This window comes from Pseudoduganella sp. R-43 (assembly GCF_049913255.1).
Lineage (GTDB): Bacteria > Pseudomonadota > Gammaproteobacteria > Burkholderiales > Burkholderiaceae_D > Rugamonas.
In genome coordinates, this window is sequence record NZ_CP183988.1 from 847,680 (window position 1) to 868,717 (window position 21,038).

The window sequence follows — 21,038 nt, forward strand, 5'->3', positions numbered from 1 at the left end:
TCACTGCGATTTCAGTTGCAGGGCCGGGGTGACCTGGCAGGCGCGCCAGGTCGGCAGCAGCCCGGCCAGCATGGCGGCGCTGACGGACATGACGAAGGTCACCAGCAGCATCATCCAGTCCATATGCGTGGTGACGGCGATCTGCTCGGAGATGCTGCCGATCAGGGCCAGCGCGCCCAGTGCCAGCACCAGGCCGAGGATGCCGCCGGCCAGGCCGACCACGGCGCTCTCGATCAGGAACTGGGTGAAGATTTCCTTGCGCGAGGCGCCCAGGGCGCGCCGCACGCCGACTTCCGGTGCGCGCACAGAGAACTTGGCCAGCAGCAGGCCGATGGTGTTGACCAGGCAAAGCAGCAGGAAGCCGAAGGCCAGCATGGCCGACAGGCGGCTGTCCTTGCCGACCACTTTCTGTTCTTCCAGCCATTCCATCACGTTGAACAGCTTGTTCGGCGCGTTGCGTTGCAGGCGTCCCAGCTTGCGCTGTTCGGCGGCGTAGGCGTCCAGCCAGGCCTGCAGTTGCGGGCGGTCGGATGCCGAATGCAGTTCGAACCAGAACTGGATCCAGATGCATTCCGAATCGAGCAGGGCCTGGTAGCCGGGGCCGCGGTCGCTGCTGCAGTTCATATTGCCGTTCTGTCCCATTTCGTGACGGATCGCGTTGTGGAAGGGGATGTAGAACTCGTCCTCGTCGCCGAAGGCGCCGGGGCCGCCGATGATGCGGTGGTAGCGCGGCACCGGCTTCCAGTTGCCGTACACGCCGACCACGGCGTAGTCGAAGCCGCGGAAGCGCACGCGCTGGCCGACCGGGTTGGCATTGCCGAACAGGCGTTCGGCCAGCTTGCCGCTCAGGACCATCACGTCGGCGCCGGACTTGTCGTCCGCTTCGCTCCACGGCCCGCCGTGCACGAAGGGGACTTCAAACATGGCGAAGAAGTCGCGCGTCGGCGACAGGCCTTCGGTGGTGAACACCGGCAGGTCCTTGCGCGCCGGTTCGATGGTGCCGTCTACGCCGCGGACGGCGGTGCGGCGGTCGCCCTGGCCGGAAGCGAGCAGGTTGACGGCGTCGCGGTAGGACATCTCGTCGCCTTCACGCTCGCCCGGGGTGTAGCCCTTGAGCGGTCCGTTGTCGACCAGCGGCACGATCAGGCGCTCGCTCTTGTGCGGGATCGGGTCGCCCGACATCACGTGCAGGATGGTCAGGGTCGACACGCTGGCGGCCACGCCGACCGCCAGGATCAGCACCATCAGCGCGGTCAGGACCGGGTTGCGGCGCAGGCTGCGCACGCCCAGCAGGAAATAGTACTGGATCATCTCAGGCCTCCTTGGCGACCACCAGCGACGGCGATTTGCGCACCAGGTCGGACACCTGGCCGTCGATGATGTGGACGTTGCGCTGGGTGCGCTGGGCCAGTTCCGGGTCGTGGGTCACCATCAGGATGGTGGTGCCTTCGGCGTTGATTTCTTCCAGCAGTTCCATCACGCCGCGCGCCATCTGGGTATCCAGGTTGCCGGTCGGTTCGTCGGCCAGCAGCAGCTTGGGCGAGCCGGCCAGGGCGCGGGCGATGGCCACGCGCTGCTGCTGGCCGCCGGACAGTTCGGCCGGGTAATGGCGCATGCGCGAAGCCAGGCCGACCTTGGCCAGCGCGTCTTCGATGCGCTCCTTCCGTTCGGCGGCATTGAAGCCGCGGTAGCGCAGCGGCACGTCGACGTTGTCGAACAGGCTCAGGTCGGGAATCAGGTTGAAGCCCTGGAAGATGAAGCCCAGTTTCTCGTTGCGCAGGCGCGAGCGGGCGTTGTCGTCCATGCCCTTGACGTTGATGCCGTCCAGGACGTAGTCGCCGCTGGTGAAGTCTTCCAGCAGGCCTGCAATGTTCAGGAAGCTGGTCTTGCCGGAACCGGAGGGGCCGGTGACGGTGACGAACTCGCCCTGCTTGACTTCGATTTCGAAGCCGCGCAGCGCGTGGGTTTCGATCATGTGGGTGCGATAGACTTTGCTCAGGTTATTCATGCGCAGCATGGTTTGCCTCTCCGTAGGGGTTATTTGTTGATCGAGACGCGCTTGGCGTTCTCGAAGTTTTCGGTACCGGCGATCACGATCTTGTCGCCTTGTTTCAATCCATTGACGATTTCCACGGCGGCCACGCTGGTGGCGCCAAGCTGCACCGGGGTGCGCACGGCGATGCCGTCCTGCAGCAGGTAGACATAGCGGCCGCCTTCCGATTCCACGAAAGGACCGCGTTGCACCATCAGCACGTTCGGCTTCTCGTCGATCAGCAGGCGGGCAGAGACGCGCTGGCTCTGGCGCAGGCCTTCAGGCTGCTTGTCGAAGCGCACGCGCGCCAGCACCTGGTTCTTCACCACTTCCGGGGACAGGGCCGACAGCTTGCCCTTGGTCTTGGCGCCGGCCACTTCGATTTCGGCGGTCATGCCCAGGCCCAGGTCGTTGACATAGGATTCCGGCACTTCCAGTTCCACTTCGAGCTGGGACAGGTCGACCAGCGTCATGAGCGGCGTGTTGGCCTGCACCACGCTGCGGTTGGCCACCGACAGGGTGCCGATGAAGCCATCCACCGGCGCGCGCACGGTCAGCTCGTCGACGCGGCGCTGGGCGTTGGCAAGCGACAGCTTCTGGCGCTCCATCTGCGCGGTCTTGGTCTTCAGCTCCAGCGAGACGTTGTCGCCTTCCAGTTCGGCGGCCTGCTTGGTGTGCCTGGCGCGGATGTCGGCGGCGGCCACGGCGTCCTTGGCTTTCTGCATGTCGATCTTGGCGATGATGCCTTCGGTCGACACGCTTTCGTAGCGCTGCAGGGTGCGCATGGCGGATACGCGCTCGATTTCCGCGGTGTCGGCTTCGCGCTGGGCGGCCAGCTTCTGCTTGCGGGCCAGGATCTGCTGGCGCGCCACTTCGGCCTGCAGTTCGTTGAACAGCGTCTGTTCCTTTTTCAGTTCGTCGGTCAGGTCGGGCGATTCCAGCACGGCCAGCACCTGGCCTTTCTTGACGGTGTCGCCAGCGTGCACTTTCAGTTCGACCGTGGAGGTGGAGGTCGAGTACAGGGTCGGACTGACGGCGGCCACGATGCGGCCGTTGACGGCGGCATCGCGGATCAGGGTGCCGCGCGTGACTTCGCCGATGCGCAGGCGGGCGGCGCTGACCGATTGCTCGCTGCCGCTCCAGCTTTTCAGCAGGCCATAGCCAGCCGCAGCCAGCGCGAGCCCGACCACCAGCAGCAGCACCTTGCGGCGCGGGAAGCGGCTGGCCGGAGGGGCGATCACTTGGTCCTGGTGTGAGGTGTCGCGAATCATATTCTTGTTCCTGGTGTTGGTGATGTGGTCAATCTTGCTGACGCATGAAGTGTGCCAGCACCTAAGCCTTTGATTCCTATGACGTCCGCCTTGCCGCGGCTGCTGTCCGCGAGCGTCCACCGTGTCCACCTGTCCGCCATGCCCAGTCAACCGGACTACTTGATTTTTTTGTAAGCGGCTATACTTGCTGGCTTATCTTTATGGCAAGGGGTGGTTCTGTGGAGTATTCGTTCTCCGACAGCGCGGTGGCGCGTTACGATGAACTGGCCGGCGCCAGCGGCAACGGCGCGGTGGATGGGCAAACATGGCAGGATTTGCTGCTCGCGCCCTACCTGCGGGCGGTCGGCGAGGGGGCCAGCATCTTTGGCCGCCAAATGCTGTATCGGCGCTTGCGGCGCGGCGCCAGCGCTGCCGCGGCCGATCGTGTGCGCGCCTTGCTGGCGGACGTCGGCGCGCGCGAGCGTCTTGCCACGCAACTCGCGCCTTTACGCAAGGCCAGCGCAGAGGTCAGCGAATCCTTGTTCGTCCCGGTGACAGGCGCTGTCGTGCAGACCGAGTCGCCGCTGCCGCCCGTGCCGCGCTGGTCGGCCTGGCTCTGGCTGGTGCCCGTAGCCTTCCTCGCCAGTGTTGCCGCCAGCTTTTTCTGGCTGGCGGCGCTGGTTCCGGCGGTTGTGCTGTCGCTGGTGCTGATGGCGATCCAGATTGCTTTCCACTCTCGCGTCCAACAGTGGGGAGCCATTTCCGAGGCGCTGCGATTGCAGCTCTACGCACATAGCCAGCAAGCAGACGCACCCGGCGCCGGCCAGGCAGCCCAACTGCGCAGCAAGCTTGCGCGCAATGGCTTCTCCACTGCGCCTGGCGTGACCGAGTATGCCGACTGGATCATGCTCGCCAACCTGAAGCACTATTTCGCCACTTGCCGCCTGGTGCGCGGAAACGCGGCCTTCCTGCGCGAGAGTTTTGAACTGGTGGCCGGCTGCGATGCCGACCTTGCGCTGGCGCGTCATCTTTCCACGCAAGCGCAATGGTGCTGGGCGGAGGAGGGCTGGGAGCAGGAGGTCCAACTGCGTGCGGTCCGACACCCGCTGCTGCCTGATGCGCAGGCGCTGGACCTGGAACTGGATGGCAAGAGCGCCTTCATCAGCGGCCAGAATGGCATCGGCAAAAGTACCCTGCTGCGCACGGTCGGCCTCAACCTGCTGGCCGCGCGCGCATTCGGCTTCTGCTACGCGGAGGCGGCGCACGTGCCGAACCTGCCGGTCTATGCCAGCATGCAGAATGAAGACGCTCTTGATGGCGGCGAAAGCCTCTATCAGTCGGAACTGCGCCGCGCACATGAATTGCTGGCGCTGGCCAAGGAGCCGCAACGCGCGGTCTTCATCATCGACGAAATTTTCCGCGGCACGAATCACCTCGAGTCGGTTTCCGCTGCAGCCGCAGTCCTGGAGCAACTGGCCGGCCGTGGCACCGTGCTGGTGTCTTCGCACAACGTGGTGCTGGCGCAACTGCTCGAGCAATGCTGCGAGCCGCTGCTGGTGCAAAAACGCGCCGACCGCCTGGTGTTGACGCCCGGCGTGCTGGCCGAAACCAACGGCCTGACCCTGCTCGCCCAATCAGGCTTCGACGCGTCGATCGAACAACGCGCCCGCGATGTCTACAAGCGTCTTTCAGGCCGCCTGCTGCCGGCCTAAGACAGACGTTCGCCGGCGCAGCCAAAGCTTGGTCAGGCCGTACATGATTGCGATGACGCCGACCCACGCGGCGTAGACCACGGCCAGGGAAGGCTCGTAGCCTTTCGGTAGCGTGCATCCTCCCGGACCGCCTTGCGGGGTCGCGCCGTAGCGCAGCATGAAGTACGGCCCGGAGAGGAAGTGAATCATGGCGATGTGGATCACGTAGAAGAACATCGGGGTGCCGCCGAACAGCATCAGCAGCGGCACGGGGCGCAGGCGCTCGAACCACGCCAACAGGGGCAGGGCAATGCCGATCGTCACGCACAGGTAGAGGAGCGACGGCGGGTATTTGTGCACGCGGATGAAGGAAATGAAGTCCCACACGAAGCCGCGTCCCTGCGGCGACCAGGGATCGGGATCTCCGTAGAAGTTGCCGCTGCGCAGGGCGACGAAGACCATCAGCAGCACGGCGCCTGCAACCAGCAGGAAGCGCTGCCGGCGTGCCGGCTCCCATTGGAACACGGGGCCCAGCGCGTAGCCGGCCGCGATCAGGCCGAGCCATGGCATCAATGGATAGGCGAGATACACGCCGTAATTGCCGGCCACTGGCCAGAATCCGCGCTGGTGCCAGGCCAGCCACAGCGGGTGGGTGGACTGGATCGAATCGAGCAGGTTATGCGGCAGGATCAAGAGCGCGGCAATGAGCGCGATCGCGGGCCAGGGCAGCCACGCCAGCCCGGCAAGGAAGATCATCCCCATGCCCAGTGCCCACAGCACCTGCAGGATGGTGACGTTGTAGCCGAACTGCCAGCTGAAGCTGATCCAGGTCGCTTCAAGCACCAGCAGCAGGAGGCCGCGCGTCACGAGATAGCGCGACAGCGCGGGAATTCCGCTCTTGGTCCCCCGCAGGTAGGCCGAAGTACCAGCCAGCAGCACGAACGTGGCCGCGCACAGGTGCGTGATCCAGCGCGTGGCGAACCACAGCGGCGTGGTCTTGGCCAGGTCCTCCGGATCGAAAAGTGCAGCGCCAAAGAAGTCGCGCGTATGGTCCAGCGCCATCAATACAATGACCAGGCCGCGCAGCATATCGATGCTGGCGAGCCGCTTCGTAGTCTGCATGAGCGTCCCCCATGTTTATTTGCTATGCATTGTGGGCGCGAATTGCCATCCAGGCAAATATTTAATTTCTGTCTTGACAGAAATTTGTGTAAGCATAGAATGACAGGCATGGAACTGAAACCGATAGCCGAACGATTTGTACTGCACTGGGGCGAGATGGGTTCGCGCTGGGGCGTCAACCGCACCGTGGCGCAAATTCATGCGCTGCTGTACCTGGCCGCGCGTCCCATGGACGCCGAGGAGATCCAGAATACGCTGGGCGTGGCGCGCTCCAACGTCAGCAACAGCCTGAAAGAGCTGCAGTCCTGGAACCTGGTGAAAGTGGTGCACCTGAAGGGCGACCGCCGCGACCATTTCGAAACCTCGACCGATGTGTGGGAGCTGTTCAAGCTGATCGTGGCCGGGCGACGCCAGCGCGAGATCGATCCCACCGCCGCCGCGTTGTCGGAGTGTCTCGCCAACCCTGCGATGGCGGACGAGGACGAAGGCACGCGTGAACGGATCGAGGAAACGCTGAAGTTCATCGAAGTGATGGCGACGCTGTCGGATGAACTGCTGCGCTACAAGCCGGAAACGCTGATGAAGACGTTGGGCGTCAGCGCAAAAATCAGCCGGGCCATTCGCGGCAAGCAGTGATCGGGCAATAACGGAGGCGGGCGGCAATGCCCGTTTTTTTGAACATAAAATTTCTGTCTTTACAGAAATTACTGTCTGGGGAGGTTGTAAAATGTTGATCGCCTATGAAATCGTGATACCGCTGCTGGTTGGCCTGGCTGTCAGTCGCTACTTGCGTGATGTGCTGCGCCGCCTGCTGGTCGACCTGTGCGGAACGGCGGAACGCTCCGAATTCTGGGTGCGTGTGACCACGGTCCTGATTACCGCCTTCCCGGTGCTGTTGGCCTTGTGGTTCGGCCACAGCGACGCGCGCGATGCCAACCTGGCCAGCGTGCTGCGTACAACGCTGATCATGACTACCGCAGGCATCGTGGCAGGCGTCGCCGTGATGGCCTGGAGCATCGCAAAGTCGATTCCCAAGGCGGCCAAATGAAGGTCCTTGTTTGCGGCGCGGCTGGCTTCATCGGCCGCGCCATTTGCCTGCGATTGGCAGCGGCCGGACACGAAGTCCTGCGCGGAGTGCGCCGTCCTGCAAGGGGCGACGTGGCAGTCGATTACTCTGCCGACCTGCAGGCGGCCGACTGGCTGGAGCGCCTGCGCGGCGTCGATGCCGTAGTGAATGCTGTCGGCATCATCAGCGAAAACGGCGCGGCCACGTTCGAAGCACTGCACGCCCGCGCGCCGGTTGCCTTGTTTGCCGCATGCGCCCAGGCCGGCGTACGGCGCGTCGTGCAAATCTCGGCGCTCGGCGCGGATGGCGGCGACACCGCCTACTTCACCAGCAAGCGTGCGGCCGACGAAGCGTTGATGGCACTTCCATTGGAATGGATCATTTTGCGCCCATCGCTCGTGTTCGGTGCGGAAGGCGCGTCGGCTGCAATGTTCTGCCGGGCCGCCAGCATGCCGATGATTGTTGCGCCGGCCTTGGGCAAGGCGCGCTTCCAGCCGCTTCACGTCGACGACCTGGCGCAGGCGGTAGCAGCTGCGCTCTCTCCGGCGACGCCAGCACAGCGCGTGATCGATATCGCTGGCGACAGTGCCGTCAGCTACGATGGCATGCTGTCCGCCTACCGTAGCGCGATGGCCTTTCCTCCTGCCCCAGTGCTGCACGTTCCCGCAACGATCATGGCGTGCGCGGCCTGGGCCGGACAGTTCTGCGGCGCGCTCCTGACGCCGGAGACCTGGCGCATGCTGCGTGCAGGCAGTGCACTTCCGGAAGGCTGCGCCGCCAGCGCCGCCCCGATATGCGAGCTATTGGGCCGTTCGCCGCGCGGCATCAACGACTTCATGACGCCCGCCGAACGTGAACTGTTTCGCCTGCGCGCGCTGGCCGGCTGGCGCACCGCTTTGCTGCGCTGGGTCATGGCGATCGTCTGGCTGGCGACGGCCATCGTGAGCGCCTTCGTCCACCCGCAAGCGGACAGCCTGGCATTGCTGGCACGTGTCGGCATTGAAGGAATCCCAGCCATCGCCGCGCTGTATGGCGCAGCGGCCCTGGACTTCGTATTCGGCATCGCCTGCATCGTCCGCCCGCGCCGCGCGCTCTGGCTGGCGCAGGGCGCGCTGATACTCGGCTACAGCGCGGCAATTGCGGCCTGCCTGCCGGAATACCTGTGGCATCCCTTCGGCCCCTTGCTGAAAAACCTGCCGATCCTGGCCATCCTGTTCATCTTGTTTGCGGAGGAAAAAACGTGGACTACCTGACTGTCAAGACCATCCACATCCTGTCCTCGGTGCTGCTGGTCGGCACCGGTTTCGGCACGGCGTTCTACCTGTTCTTCGCCAACCGTTCGCGATCGGTAGAGGCGATTGCCGTGGTCTCGCGGCTGGTGGTGCGCGCCGATTGGTGGTTCACCACGCCGGCCGTGATCGTGCAGCCCCTGTCCGGCGCCTGGATGATCCACCTCGCCGGCCACCCGCTGGACGCGTTCTGGATCAGGGCTTCGCTGGCGCTGTACGTCCTGGCGGGCGCCTGCTGGCTGCCGGTGGTGTGGTACCAGGTCAGGATGGGCAAGCTGGCGCTGGCAGCGCATGCCGCCAACATCGCGCTGCCGGCCCAGTACTGGCGTTATGCGCGGCGCTGGGAACTGCTTGGCTATCCGGCCTTCATCGCCATGCTTGCCGTGTACTGGCTGATGGTGCACAAGCCGGTATGAGGCTTACTTGTCCTGCGACTGCGGCTTGCCCTTGTCGATCACTTCTCGGCAGTCGCCTTTGAACCTTGCGTTGTCGTAGTTGGTCCAGCCGTAGCTGTCCACCACCCGCTTGTGCACCTGGAAGTCCTTGTTGAGGAAGCTCCAGGCCGGCTTGTCGTCCGGGTAGCGGATGTTTGCCACGTCCAGCATGGTATGGAAGATGTTTTCCGTTGCCAGCTTGGCCTTGCGGTTGCGCAGCAAGGCGCCCACCTTGTCCGGGTAGCGATCGAGATACTGGTCCGAGAACCACATGAAGGCCGGCACATGGAATTCATAGTCCGTGTTGTGGCCGTGGAAGGCCAGGCGGCATGTGCCGTCGTACAGGGTCTGGCCATGGTCGGCGACGTACAGCATCGATGCCAGCTGGCCCGTGCCTTTCAGGTCACCGATCACCTGCGACAGGAACCAGTCGGTGTACAGGATCGAGTTGTCGTAGCTGTTATTCAGTTGCTGCTTGATCTTCAGGTCGGTGTAGGCCGGCTTGTCGACGCCGAACAGCGAGGGCTGCCACTTGTCGAATTCCTTCGGGTGGCGCTGGCTGTAGTTCCAGTGGCTGCCCAGCGAGTGCAGCACGATCAGCTTTTTCGGCGCCGGGTCGGCCAGCGCGCGCTTGAGCGGCTCGAACAGCACGTCGTCGTAATTGGAGTGGTTGGTGAAGCCGCCCAGGTTGAGGAACTGGATCACGTCCGCTTCCTTGGCAAACACCGACACCGGCGTATCGTACTGGCCGAACGAGATCTGGTTCGACAGCCACCAGGTCTTGAAGCCGGCTTCCTTGTAGGCCGTCAGGAAGGATTTTTCGCTGAAGCCATCCTTCAGGCTCTGCGTGGCGGGCTTGCGCGAAATGATGACCGGCACCGACAGGCGCGTCGCCGATACCGACGTGATCACGTCCGACAGCGGCACCAGGTTGCTTTCCTTGGCCAGCAAGGGATTGGTCTCGCGCTTGTAGCCGTTCAGGCTCCAGCGGTCGTAGCGCGACGATTCGCCCACCACCATCACCACGATTTCCGGCTGCGTGCCGCCGTCGACCTGGCGCGCGCCGAACTCGAAGCTGGCGCTGCGTTCATTGAGGTCTGCCAGGTAGCGCCGCTCCTTGTAGAAATCATAGCCGCGCGCGGCCAGGCCGAAGGGCCAGGATTCGACGAAGGCGCTCGGATCGAACGGCAGGCGCGCCCAATAAGGCAGGGCCGGACCGGGCAGGTGCAGGGCGTGGGCGCCGGCTACTGCGGCGCGCGCTGAGGCGCTCTCGCTGGAATCGTCATCGCTGGCGGCGCTTTCGCTTGCACTGTCGCTGTCTTTCGCGGCGCTGGCGGCCACGCTGGCTGCCGGGCGCGCCGGCGCCGCGTTGATGCCGAATTCATAGCCCCAGGCCGCCGTGGCGGCCAGTACGACCAGGGAGAACAGTGCCAGCCAGCGCGAGCCACCATGCCAGTCCAGCCCGCGCGTCTGGCGCGCAGCGCGGAAGGTCAGTACCCACCATACGGCGACGCCCACCATCACGGCCAGCATGGTCCATACCTTGCGGCCGAGGAACTCCAGCGCTTCCTGCGGGCTGGTTTCGGCCAGGATGCCGAGGTGGTGGGTGGAAATGCCCTGGCCGTAAAATACGAACAGGTAAATTTCGGTCGGCAACGCCAGGAAGGCGGGGATCAGCAGCCAGTGGAAGTAGGCCGGGCGCTTGAACAGTGCCCATATCGTGACCCAGGCCACGAACTCGATTCCCAGCAATTGCCACGGCTGCTCCACCGGCTTGCCCAATAGCAAAGGCAGGAAAGGCACTGCGGATAGCGCCAGGTAGCTAAACAGGATGAACAGGGTGGAAGGGCGCGGCAGCATTGCTTACAGGAAAGTACAAAATGATCGCTATTATGCTGCCAATAGCGGGCCGTGGGGCGTTCCAATACTGCCACTTTATTCAGCATTCCGGTTGACTGAGCTGTTAACCAGGTATATACTCGCGAGTTCTCAATTTAGTCTGCGCATCGTATACGCCTCGTTTTGAGTGACGTTCAGCGCACACTGGAGATACCGTTTTAGCCCCCGGGCAAAGCTGCCCGGGTTGTCAATGCTGTAATTTTGTTGGATTTAAAACGATGCCAACCATCAACCAATTGATTCGCCAACCACGTACCAAGCTGGTCGTGAAGAGCAAATCGCCGGCACTTGAAAACTGCCCGCAAAAGCGTGGCGTGTGCACCCGTGTGTACACCACCACTCCTAAGAAGCCTAACTCGGCACTGCGTAAAGTTGCAAAAGTGCGTCTGACCAACGGCTTCGAAGTGATTTCGTACATCGGCGGTGAAGGCCACAACCTGCAGGAACACAGCGTTGTCCTGCTGCGCGGCGGTCGTGTAAAAGACTTGCCAGGTGTGCGTTACCACATGGTCCGTGGCTCTCTGGATACCCAGGGCGTGAAAGACCGTAAGCAAGCTCGCTCCAAGTACGGTGCGAAGCGCGCTAAGGCCGCTAAGAAGTAATTTGCAATTTAACTGAGTTGAGGCGGTCGCGAGACCGAGTAAGTGGAAGGCTATGATGGCCTCCGCGAGTGCCCGAGGCACTCAACTGAAGAAAAGGAAATGACATGCCACGTCGTCGTGAAGTACCCAAGCGCGAAATTCTGCCGGATCCAAAATTCGGTAGCACCGAAGTCGCTAAATTCGTTAACGTTCTGATGCTGTCCGGCAAGAAGTCGGTTGCAGAAAACATCATCTACGGTGCCTTTGACCATATCCAATCGAAGTCCGGCAAGGACCCGCTGGAAGTGTTCACCGCAGCGATCAACAACGCCAAGCCACTGGTTGAAGTGAAGTCCCGCCGTGTTGGCGGCGCTAACTACCAGGTTCCAGTCGAAGTGCGCCCAGTGCGCCGCCTGGCCCTGTCCATGCGTTGGCTGCGTGAAGCCGCTAACAAGCGCTCCGAAAAGTCCATGCCACAGCGCCTGGGCGGCGAGCTGCTGGAAGCCGCGGAAGGCCGTGGCGGTGCAATGAAGCGCCGTGACGAAGTCCACCGTATGGCTGAAGCGAACAAAGCGTTCTCGCACTTCCGCTTCTAATACGTTTGGCCGGCCATTCGTGGCCGGCCTAGTTCAAGCCGGGCGCATTTTTCTAGTAAAAATGTTGCTCGGTTTTGTCCATTCAAAGATTTAGGATCAATTATGGCCCGCAAGACCCCCATTGAGCGCTACCGTAATATCGGTATCTCCGCTCACATCGACGCCGGTAAGACCACCACTACCGAGCGCGTGCTGTTCTACACCGGCGTGAACCACAAGATTGGTGAAGTGCACGACGGCGCCGCCACCATGGACTGGATGGAGCAGGAACAAGAGCGCGGCATTACCATTACCTCGGCAGCGACCACCTGCTTCTGGAACGGTATGGCCAACAACTTCAAGCCACACCACATCAACATCATCGATACCCCAGGGCACGTTGACTTCACCATCGAGGTGGAGCGTTCGATGCGCGTTCTGGACGGCGCTTGCATGGTTTACTGTGCAGTGGGCGGCGTGCAGCCACAGTCTGAAACCGTATGGCGCCAGGCTAACAAGTACAAGGTCCCTCGTCTGGCCTTCGTGAACAAGATGGACCGTACCGGCGCCAACTTCTTCAAGGTCTACGAGCAGATGCGTTCGCGCCTGAAGGCCAACCCAATCCTGATCCAGATCCCGATCGGCGCTGAAGACAACTTCAAGGGCGTGATCGACCTGGTCAAGATGAAGGCCATCATCTGGGACGACGCGTCCCAGGGCATGAAGTTCGACTACGTTGACATCCCTGCAGAACTGCAGGATTCCGCGACCGAGTGGCGCGAGAAGATGGTTGAAGCCGCTGCTGAAGCGTCGGAAGACCTGATGAACAAGTACCTGGAAGAAGGCGAGCTCTCCGAAGAAGAGATCAAGCAAGCCCTGCGCCAGCGTACCATCGCGTCGGAAATCGTTCCGATGATGTGCGGCACCGCCTTCAAGAACAAGGGCGTGCAGGCCATGCTGGACGCCGTGATCGAATACCTGCCATCGCCAGTGGACATCGCTGACGTTGCCGGTACCGACGAAGACGAACAGCCAGCTACCCGCAAGGCTTCGGACGAAGAGAAGTTCGCTGCCCTGGCATTCAAGATCATGACCGACCCGTTCGTGGGCCAGCTGGCCTTCTTCCGCGTCTACTCCGGCGTGGTGAACGCAGGCGACACCGTGTACAACTCGGTGAAGCAGCGTAAAGAGCGTCTGGGCCGTATTCTGCAGATGCACGCCAACCAGCGTGAAGAGATCAAGGAAGTCCGCGCCGGCGACATCGCCGCTGCTGTGGGCCTGAAGGACGTGACCACCGGCGAGACCCTGTGCGATCCATCCTCGATCATCACCCTGGAAAAGATGGTGTTCCCAGAGCCAGTGATCCAGCAGGCAGTTGAGCCTAAGACCAAGGCCGACCAGGAAAAGATGGGCCTGGCCCTGAACCGCCTGGCACAGGAAGATCCTTCGTTCCGCGTCAAGACCGACGAAGAATCCGGCCAGACCATCATCGGTGGTATGGGCGAGCTGCACCTGGAAATTATCGTTGACCGTATGAAGCGCGAATTCGGCGTGGAAGCAACCGTTGGCAAGCCACAGGTTGCATACCGCGAAACCGTGCGCAAGTCGGTGTCCGACGTGGAAGGCAAGTTCGTCAAGCAGTCCGGCGGCCGCGGTCAGTACGGTCACGCTGTTGTTACCCTGGAACCACAGGAACAAGGCAAGGGCTTCGAATTCGTCGACGCGATCAAGGGCGGTGTGATTCCTCGCGAATTCATCCCTGCGGTGGAAAAAGGCGTGCGCGAAACCCTGAACAACGGTGTTCTGGCAGGCTACCCGGTTGTTGACGTCAAAGTCACCCTGACCTTCGGTTCCTACCACGACGTTGACTCGAACGAAAATGCATTCCGCATGGCCGGTTCGATGGCGTTCAAGGAAGCGTGCCGTCGCGCCAGCCCAGTGATCCTGGAGCCAATGATGGCTGTTGAAGTCGAGACTCCGGAAGACTACGCCGGTACCGTGATGGGCGACCTGTCGTCCCGCCGCGGTATGGTGCAGGGCATGGACGAGATCCCAGGCGGCGGCGGCAAGATCATCAAGGCAGAGGTACCTCTGTCGGAGATGTTCGGCTACTCGACCATCCTGCGTTCCGCGACCCAGGGCCGCGCGACCTACACCATGGAGTTCAAGCACTACTCCGAGGCGCCTAAGCACGTGATCGACGCAATCGTCACCGCTAAAGCGAAGTAAAATAAATAATTACCCGGGCGGGGGAGATCCTCCCGCCCGGTTTGACCTTAAATCTAAAGTTCTGAGGAAGAATTAAAATGGCAAAAGAAAAGTTCGAGCGGACTAAACCGCACGTGAACGTTGGCACCATCGGTCACGTTGACCACGGCAAGACCACCCTGACCGCTGCTATCGCAACCGTCCTGTCGAAGAAATTCGGCGGCGAAGCGAAAGCTTACGACCAGATCGACGCTGCTCCAGAAGAAAAAGCACGCGGCATTACCATCAACACCGCCCACGTCGAGTACGAGACCGCAACCCGTCACTACGCTCACGTTGACTGCCCAGGCCACGCCGACTACATCAAGAACATGATTACCGGTGCTGCGCAGATGGACGGCGCGATCCTGGTTTGCTCCGCAGCTGACGGCCCAATGCCACAGACCCGCGAGCACATCCTGCTGGCACGTCAGGTTGGCGTTCCGTACATCATCGTGTTCCTGAACAAGTGCGACCTGGTTGACGACGCAGAACTGCTGGAACTGGTCGAAATGGAAGTGCGCGAGCTGCTGTCCAAGTACGAATTCCCAGGCGACGACCTGCCAATCATCAAGGGTTCGGCACGTATGGCCCTGGAAGGCGCTGCTGGCGAAATGGGCGAAGACTGCATCATGCGTCTGGCTGATGCGCTGGATTCCTACATCCCAACCCCAGAGCGCGCTGTTGACGGCACCTTCCTGATGCCAGTGGAAGACGTGTTCTCGATCTCCGGCCGCGGCACCGTGGTGACCGGTCGTGTTGAGCGCGGCGTGATCAAGGTCGGCGAAGAAATCGAAATCGTTGGTATCGTTGACACCGTCAAGACCACCTGCACCGGCGTGGAAATGTTCCGCAAGCTGCTGGACCAGGGTCAGGCCGGCGACAACGTTGGTCTGCTGCTGCGCGGCACCAAGCGTGAAGACGTTCAGCGTGGTCAGGTTCTGGCGAAGCCAGGCTCGATCAAGCCGCACGCTCACTTCACCGGCGAGATCTACGTTCTGTCGAAAGATGAAGGCGGCCGTCACACCCCGTTCTTCAACAACTACCGTCCACAGTTCTACTTCCGTACCACCGACGTGACCGGCTCCATCGAGCTGCCAGCGGACAAGGAAATGGTTATGCCAGGCGACAACGTCTCCATCACCGTGAAGCTGATCTCCCCGATCGCTATGGAAGAAGGTCTGCGCTTCGCAATCCGCGAAGGCGGCCGTACCGTTGGCGCGGGCGTGGTAGCCAAGATCATCGACTAATTTTTAGTCAGTCGATCTGAATCAAGCGGGCCGGCATGTGCTATCATGTCGGCCCGTCGTAGTATTTACTTACATTGCCGGAAACATATTGTTGCCGGTTCGTTCTTTAAGGAATAAGCATGTCCGCTCCAAACCAAAAGATCCGTATCCGCCTGAAGGCTTTCGACTACAAGCTGATCGACCAGTCCGCACTGGAAATCGTTGACACCGCCAAGCGCACCGGCGCCGTGGTAAAAGGCCCAGTTCCTCTGCCAACCCGTATCCAGCGTTACGACGTGCTGCGTTCCCCGCACGTGAACAAGACCTCCCGCGACCAGTTCGAAATCCGCACCCACCAGCGCCTGATGGACATCGTGGACCCAACCGACAAGACTGTTGACGCCCTGATGAAGCTGGACCTGCCAGCTGGCGTGGACGTCGAAATCAAACTGCAGTAATACCGGTTTCGTCGCAAGACACCTGAAAAGCCCGCTCCTGAGCGGGCTTTTCTTTTTCCAGGAGATTGGCATGAAACGCTTCGCAGTCATCGCCGCCGTCGCGGCACTGTCCCTGCTGGCCGCCTGCGGCAAGAAGAACCCGGCCGACCAGGCGGCGCAAGACATCAAGGCCATGGGCGCCCAGCGCGACAAGGCGAAGGATGCGCTCAAGGCGGCGCAAGAGGCACAACAAAAGCAGAGAGATGAAGCCGACAAGAACTGACGCGCTATACTGCCGCGCATGAGTGACAAGACCATCCTGATCGTCGAAGACGAACAAGCCATTGCAGACAGTATTGCCTTCGCCCTCGGCAAGGAGGGCTTTGCTCCGCACCATGTGATGCTGGGCGAGCAGGCGCTGGCAGCCGCGCGCGAGCAGGCGCCGGCGCTGGTGATCCTCGATGTCGGCCTGCCCGATATCAGCGGCCTCGATGTGTGCCGCCGCCTGCGTCAGTTCTCCGAAGTGCCGGTAATCTTCCTCACCGCGCGCAGCGATGAAATCGACCGCATCGTCGGCCTCGAGATCGGCGCCGACGATTACGTCACCAAGCCTTTCTCTCCGCGTGAACTGGTGGCGCGGGTGCGCGTCATCCTGCGCCGCGCCGGCAACGGCAACGGCAACGGCGTCGCGCCCGCCGCGCCGGTCTCGCCCCCGTCGGCACCGGCTGCCTCCCGCACGCCAGGCTTCGAACTGCGCGCTGCCGAAGCGCGCATCCTGTTCCGCGGCCAGCCGCTCGACCTGACCCGCTACGAATACCTGCTGCTGAAAACCCTGGTCGAACATCCGGGCCACGTGCTATCGCGCGCCCAGTTGATGGACCGCGTCTGGTGCGACGCCCCGGAAACACTGGACCGCACGGTGGACGCCCACGTCAAATCCCTGCGCGCCAAGTTGCGCGCCATCGATGAAAGCGCCGACCCGATCCAGACCCATCGCGGCATGGGCTACAGCCTCCAGGCCGGCGCATGAAAATCGGCCTGCGCATCCTGCTGGGCTACTTCCTGATCGTCGGCCTGGCAGCCTGGTTCCTGCTCAACGTCTTCGTACAGGAAGTCAAGCCCGGCGCCCGCTCCACCCTGGAAGCGGCCATGAACGACACTGCGCAGCTGTTGGCCCAGGTGGTAGCCGACGATGTAAGGGACGGCGCTTCCGATCCGGCCCTGCTGGCAAAAATCGCCGCCGCCAGCCGCAACACCGACTACCGCATCACCATCACCGATGCGGCAGGCATCGTGCGTTTCGATTCCGCCGGCAAGGCTGTCGGCCAAGACTACTCTCGCTGGAACGATGTCTACCTCACCCTGCGCGGCAAATACGGCGCCCGCATGTCGAGCGACTCGCCGCGCGAATATGGCGGCGTCGCAATGTACGTCGCCGCGCCGGTGCGCGACGGCGCGAACACGATTGGCGTGCTGACGGTCTCCAAGCCCATCTCCAGCGTACAGGGTCTCATTGAGCGCAGCCAGCGCAAGATCCTCAAGTGGGGCGTGGTGTTGCTTGGCCTGTCGCTGCTGATCGGCATTGCCATCACCTGGCGCATGGCCAGCACCGTCAACAAGCTGATGGTCTTCGTGGAAGACGTGCAGGCCGGCCGCAAAGCCGTCATGCCCAAGCTGGGCAGCAGCGAGATCAGCACCCTCGGCCATGCGCTGGAAGCCATGCGCGCCAAGCTGGAAGGCAAGGACTACGTCGAGACCCTGATGCATACGCTCACGCACGAGTTGAAAAGCCCGATCGCGGCCATCCAGGCTACAGCCGAACTGCTGGAAGAGGAGATGCCGCCCGAGCAGCGGCGCCAGTTCCTGTCCACCATCCAGGCCCAGAATGCCCGCCAGCGCGACCTGATCGACAAGCTGCTCGCATTGGTGCGCGTCGAAAAGCAGCAGCGCATCGACGATGCAGCGCCGCTCGACGTCGCCGGCCTGCTGCAGGACGTGGCTGGCGACTTCCAGGCCCGCCTCGCCGCGCGCAAGCTGCAGTTGGCGATCGAAGCAGATCCCACCCTGCAGTTGCGCGGCGATGCCTTGCTGCTGCGCCAGGCGCTGGGCAACCTGCTCGACAACGCCATCGGCTTTTCCCCGGCCGGCAGCATGGTGACGATGGCAGCGCAACGCAGCGACGGCCACGTCGAGATCAGCGTGCGTGACGCCGGCCCTGGCATTCCCGCCTACGCCCAAGCGCGACTGTTCGAACGCTTCTACTCCCTGCCGCGTCCCGATGGCGCCAAGAGTACCGGCCTTGGCTTGCCCTTCGTGCGCGAAGTCGCCGCCCTGCATGGCGGCAGCGCACAAGTGGTGAACGGGGAGGGCGGTGGCTGTCGCGCTGCCCTGCTGCTGCCGCTTCACGCAGAACGCATCGCCAGCGCATAAACGCTCCCCACACTGGCGCTATTTGCGTAAGTGAGGGAGCACTCTTGAAACGAAAATCGATCTTCTTTGGTGTGGCGCTGCTTGGCTTGGCGCTTCTGGCTTCCAGTATCTGGGTCTGGCAGCGCAATGGCGCCTACGGTTTCAATGTCCTGAAGCGGCGCGGCGGAACCTACTGGATAAAGATGGGCGCCGACGACGCCAGGCTGCCGTTGCCCATGCGGGAAGCGCTCAAGGAGATCGTGCCGGCGGTATCAGCGGGCCAGTTCTACTGGCGCGAGTTTGAGCCCGGCTACGAGGTCGCCGAAATGCCTGTGATGTCGGCCACCGGCGAGGTGGACCGCATCCTGCTCAACCGGATCGATCCACAGCGTTTTCGCTTCGTGGTGCGCAGCGCGCCGGAAGGCGACAAGGGCCTCGACGAATGGGAACGCGCCCTGCCGAGCGCAGTGCTGATCGTGAACGGCAGCTATTTCGGCCTCAAGGGCCAGCCCGATACGCCGTTTCTCAGCGAAGGCGAGCAGCTTGGCCCGCGCCACTACAAGGCTCGCGCCGGCGCTTTTGTTGCGCGGGAAGATGGCAGCGCGGGCGTGCACGACCTGACGCGGGCCGATTGGCAAGGCGCTTTCACGGGCGCGCGCAACGCGATGGTCTCGTATCCACTGTTGCTGGGCGAAGATGGGCAGAATCACGTGAACGTGAAAAGCCGCTGGCTCGCCAACCGCAGCTTCGTGGCGCAGGACCGGGCCGGCCGCATCCTGGTTGGCACCACGAAGGAAGCATTCTTCTCGCTTGACCGCCTGGCAAGCTTTCTCCGCGATGCGCCCTTGGACCTCGCGCTGGCGCTCAACCTGGACGGCGGCCCGATTGCATGCCAGAGCGTGCGCCTGGATGGATTCCAGCGCAGGTTCTACGCGCAATGGGAAGCGCAGGTGCGCGAGGGCGCGCCGAAGGGGACCGAGGTGAGCTTGCTGCGTTGGCCCGTTTCGCAGGCGACATGGGCCATGCCGGTCGTGTTGACGGTCGAGCGCTCGCGTTGAGTCGGCGTGACAAGAAAGCAGGTGCCTTCACACAGAACGCATCTTCCCTGCACACCGGCTTTTTACACTGGCGCAACCATAACAACAGGAAGTGCCCACCATGCAAAAGAAACTCCTTTTCAAAGCCCTGCTCGTCGGCATGCTGATGCTGCTGCTCGGCGTTCCGCTGGCCATGATCCAGTCCACCATCAGCGAGCGCATCGCCTACCGCGACGAAGCGGCGCGCAGTATCGCTGCCGATTCGGTGGGCGAGCAGCATATCTACGGTCCGGTGCTGGTCATGCCATACACTGAGGTGTACGCCGTCGAAGAAAAGGACAAGGACGGCAAGCCGGAGATGAAGCGCTACCGCAAGCAATCGCAGCACCTGGTGTTTCCCAACGAGCTCGAAGTCCTGTCAAACCTCGGCACCGAGCGCCGCCACCGCGGCATCCACCAGGTCCTGATGTTCAATGGCGCCCACAAGATCAACGGCGACTTCATCGTGCCGGCAGTGGCTGAACTGCCCCACACCGAGACCGGGTCGCAGATCACGCCCGAACGGCCGTATATTGCGCTGGCGGTAGCCGACGTGCGCGGTGTGCGCGACATCCCGCGCCTTGTGTGGGGGACTCGCAGCTTCGAATTCGAACAGGGCTCCGGGCTGCGTTCCTCGCGCCAGGGCTTGCACGCCTTGCTGTCGATGGAAGATGCCGCGGCTGGCCAGGTGAAGTTCAGCTTCAACCTGAACCTGGCGGGCATGGATAGCCAGGCCTTTGTTCCGCTGGCGCGCAATAACCGCTTCGCCATGTCTTCGCCATGGCCGCACCCGCAGTTCAGCGGCCGCTTCCTGCCGGAGCAATATAGTGTCGGCGACAAGGGCTTTCAGGCCGTGTGGCGCATTTCCTCGCTGGCCAGCGAGGCGCAGGCACAGCTGCGCCTGCGCGAACAGTCGGCAGGGCAGGGCGAAAATGCCTTGCCGGCGCTTGATACGATCCAGGCTGCATTCATCGAGCCGGTCAACGTGTACTCGATGGCCGACCGCGCCACCAAGTACGGCTTGCTGTTTGTTGCGCTGACCTTCGCCGCCTTCTTCCTGTTCGAAGTGATGAAGCGATTGCCGATCCATCCGGTGCAGTACTTGTTGGTGGGGCTGGCACTGGCGCTGTTCTTCCTGCTGCTGGTCAGCCTGTCCGAGCACTACAACTTCGTTGCTTCCTACCTCGCCGCCAGCGCCGCCTGCATCGTGTTGATTGCTTATTACCTCATGCATGTGCTGCACGACTGGAGGCGTGGCCTCGGCTTTGGCGGCGCGCTGTGCGCCTTGTACGGCATCCTGTTCGGCCTGCTCAATTCGGAGAACAACGCCCTGATGCTGGGCGCGATCCTGCTGTTCGCCGTGCTGGCCGCTGTGATGGTCGCCACACGCAAGGTCGATTGGTACAGCCTGGGCAGCCCGGCGCCAATGCCGGCGGAGCAAGCGTGATGCTGCCGGGCGGCCTGCTGACGCCATCCCTCGTCGAGGGCGCGCAACTGGTGGTCCTGTGCGGCTACACGGCCAGCCAGCCCGCCGGTCCGGTGCGGGTAGTGCTGGACCAGCGCGGCGCGCGTGTGGCGCTGGTGCTGGCCAGCTATGAGACTGTGGCGTGGCAGCTGGATGTCCGCCCCGGTACGGAGCTGGTGGCCGTGGTGGCCAGTGCTTACCGCGAGGTTGCGGTGGCCGGGCATGGCCGCGCCCCA

General features: G+C 62.6%; 20 protein-coding genes. 15 read left to right on the forward strand and 5 right to left on the reverse strand.

Translation table 11 applies throughout. The features are described 5' to 3' along the window. Genes ACN9M3_RS03880 through ACN9M3_RS03890 form a run of 3 tightly spaced genes read right to left on the reverse strand, consistent with a single transcriptional unit; the run spans position 1 to position 3,303 of the window. Positions 1-1,311: an ABC transporter permease gene (locus ACN9M3_RS03880; protein ID WP_426320662.1), complete on the reverse strand. Its 1,311-nt coding sequence runs from the start codon at positions 1,309-1,311 to the stop codon at positions 1-3. Position 1,312: 1 nt separating this feature from the next. After that, positions 1,313-2,017: an ABC transporter ATP-binding protein gene (locus tag ACN9M3_RS03885; RefSeq protein WP_057261435.1), complete on the reverse strand. Its 705-nt coding sequence runs from the start codon at positions 2,015-2,017 to the stop codon at positions 1,313-1,315. A 20-nt stretch (positions 2,018-2,037) separates the two neighbouring features. Beyond that, positions 2,038-3,303, reverse strand: a complete 1,266-nt coding sequence (locus tag ACN9M3_RS03890; RefSeq protein ID WP_426320665.1) for an efflux RND transporter periplasmic adaptor subunit — start codon at positions 3,301-3,303, stop codon at positions 2,038-2,040. Positions 3,304-3,521: 218 nt separating this feature from the next. Between ACN9M3_RS03890 and ACN9M3_RS03895 the strand changes: the two genes are divergently transcribed. Continuing rightward, positions 3,522-4,994 carry a MutS-related protein gene (locus tag ACN9M3_RS03895; protein WP_426320667.1) on the forward strand — a complete coding sequence of 491 codons (1,473 nt, stop codon included), beginning with the start codon at positions 3,522-3,524 and terminating at the stop codon, positions 4,992-4,994. Here the strand turns inward: ACN9M3_RS03895 and ACN9M3_RS03900 are convergent. Continuing rightward, positions 4,971-6,095 (reverse strand): DUF1624 domain-containing protein, encoded by a 1,125-nt coding sequence (locus ACN9M3_RS03900; protein ID WP_426320669.1) that lies wholly within the window; start codon positions 6,093-6,095, stop codon positions 4,971-4,973. The genes ACN9M3_RS03895 and ACN9M3_RS03900 overlap by 24 nt on opposite strands. Positions 6,096-6,203: 108 nt before the next feature. On the opposite strand from ACN9M3_RS03900, the gene ACN9M3_RS03905 reads away from it, so the two are divergent. From ACN9M3_RS03905 to ACN9M3_RS03920, 4 genes are all read left to right on the forward strand, one after another. Continuing rightward, positions 6,204-6,731, forward strand: a complete 528-nt coding sequence (locus ACN9M3_RS03905; protein ID WP_426167738.1) for a GbsR/MarR family transcriptional regulator — start codon at positions 6,204-6,206, stop codon at positions 6,729-6,731. A gap of 91 nt (positions 6,732-6,822) precedes the next feature. After that, positions 6,823-7,143: a hypothetical protein gene (locus tag ACN9M3_RS03910; protein WP_426167740.1), complete on the forward strand. Its 321-nt coding sequence runs from the start codon at positions 6,823-6,825 to the stop codon at positions 7,141-7,143. Next, positions 7,140-8,414, forward strand: a complete 1,275-nt coding sequence (locus ACN9M3_RS03915) for an SDR family oxidoreductase (protein WP_426320672.1) — start codon at positions 7,140-7,142, stop codon at positions 8,412-8,414. Before ACN9M3_RS03910 ends, ACN9M3_RS03915 begins: the two co-directional genes overlap by 4 nt. Beyond that, positions 8,402-8,866 (forward strand): DUF2269 family protein, encoded by a 465-nt coding sequence (locus tag ACN9M3_RS03920; RefSeq protein WP_426320674.1) that lies wholly within the window; start codon positions 8,402-8,404, stop codon positions 8,864-8,866. The genes ACN9M3_RS03915 and ACN9M3_RS03920 overlap by 13 nt, the downstream gene beginning before the upstream one ends. Positions 8,867-8,869: 3 nt before the next feature. On the opposite strand, the gene ACN9M3_RS03925 is transcribed toward ACN9M3_RS03920, so the two are convergent. Then, positions 8,870-10,744, reverse strand: a complete 1,875-nt coding sequence (locus ACN9M3_RS03925; RefSeq protein WP_426320676.1) for a phosphoethanolamine transferase — start codon at positions 10,742-10,744, stop codon at positions 8,870-8,872. Positions 10,745-11,001: 257 nt separating this feature from the next. Between ACN9M3_RS03925 and rpsL the strand changes: the two genes are divergently transcribed. The 10 genes from rpsL to creD all read left to right on the forward strand — a co-directional run bounded on the left by rpsL (position 11,002) and on the right by creD (position 20,784). Further along, positions 11,002-11,385 carry a 30S ribosomal protein S12 gene (gene rpsL, locus ACN9M3_RS03930; RefSeq protein ID WP_028102972.1) on the forward strand — a complete coding sequence of 128 codons (384 nt, stop codon included), beginning with the start codon at positions 11,002-11,004 and terminating at the stop codon, positions 11,383-11,385. Positions 11,386-11,489: 104 nt separating this feature from the next. Continuing rightward, positions 11,490-11,960: a 30S ribosomal protein S7 gene (gene rpsG, locus ACN9M3_RS03935; RefSeq protein ID WP_155452640.1), complete on the forward strand. Its 471-nt coding sequence runs from the start codon at positions 11,490-11,492 to the stop codon at positions 11,958-11,960. Positions 11,961-12,062: 102 nt separating this feature from the next. Next, entirely contained in the window at positions 12,063-14,168 is a 2,106-nt protein-coding gene (gene fusA / locus ACN9M3_RS03940) for an elongation factor G (RefSeq protein WP_426167749.1), read from the forward strand. Between the two features lie 77 nt (positions 14,169-14,245). Then, positions 14,246-15,436 carry an elongation factor Tu gene (gene tuf, locus ACN9M3_RS03945; protein WP_426167612.1) on the forward strand — a complete coding sequence of 397 codons (1,191 nt, stop codon included), beginning with the start codon at positions 14,246-14,248 and terminating at the stop codon, positions 15,434-15,436. 119 nt (positions 15,437-15,555) lie between these two features. Then, the gene (gene rpsJ / locus ACN9M3_RS03950; protein WP_028101676.1) at positions 15,556-15,873 is read left to right on the forward strand and encodes a 30S ribosomal protein S10; all 318 of its coding nucleotides are present in this window, start codon (positions 15,556-15,558) and stop codon (positions 15,871-15,873) included. A 70-nt stretch (positions 15,874-15,943) separates the two neighbouring features. After that, positions 15,944-16,135 (forward strand): hypothetical protein, encoded by a 192-nt coding sequence (locus tag ACN9M3_RS03955; protein ID WP_426167751.1) that lies wholly within the window; start codon positions 15,944-15,946, stop codon positions 16,133-16,135. Positions 16,136-16,153: 18 nt separating this feature from the next. Beyond that, complete coding sequence (creB, locus tag ACN9M3_RS03960; RefSeq protein WP_426320680.1) at positions 16,154-16,882, forward strand: two-component system response regulator CreB; 729 nt, start codon at positions 16,154-16,156, stop codon at positions 16,880-16,882. Continuing rightward, positions 16,879-18,282 carry a two-component system sensor histidine kinase CreC gene (creC, locus tag ACN9M3_RS03965; RefSeq protein WP_426320682.1) on the forward strand — a complete coding sequence of 468 codons (1,404 nt, stop codon included), beginning with the start codon at positions 16,879-16,881 and terminating at the stop codon, positions 18,280-18,282. The genes creB and creC overlap by 4 nt, the downstream gene beginning before the upstream one ends. Positions 18,283-18,326: 44 nt before the next feature. Next, on the forward strand, positions 18,327-19,319 hold the full coding sequence (locus tag ACN9M3_RS03970; RefSeq protein WP_426320684.1) for a phosphodiester glycosidase family protein: 993 nt from the start codon (positions 18,327-18,329) through the stop codon (positions 19,317-19,319). A 100-nt stretch (positions 19,320-19,419) separates the two neighbouring features. After that, positions 19,420-20,784: a cell envelope integrity protein CreD gene (gene creD, locus ACN9M3_RS03975; RefSeq protein WP_426320687.1), complete on the forward strand. Its 1,365-nt coding sequence runs from the start codon at positions 19,420-19,422 to the stop codon at positions 20,782-20,784. The last annotated feature ends 254 nt before the right edge of the window (positions 20,785-21,038 follow it).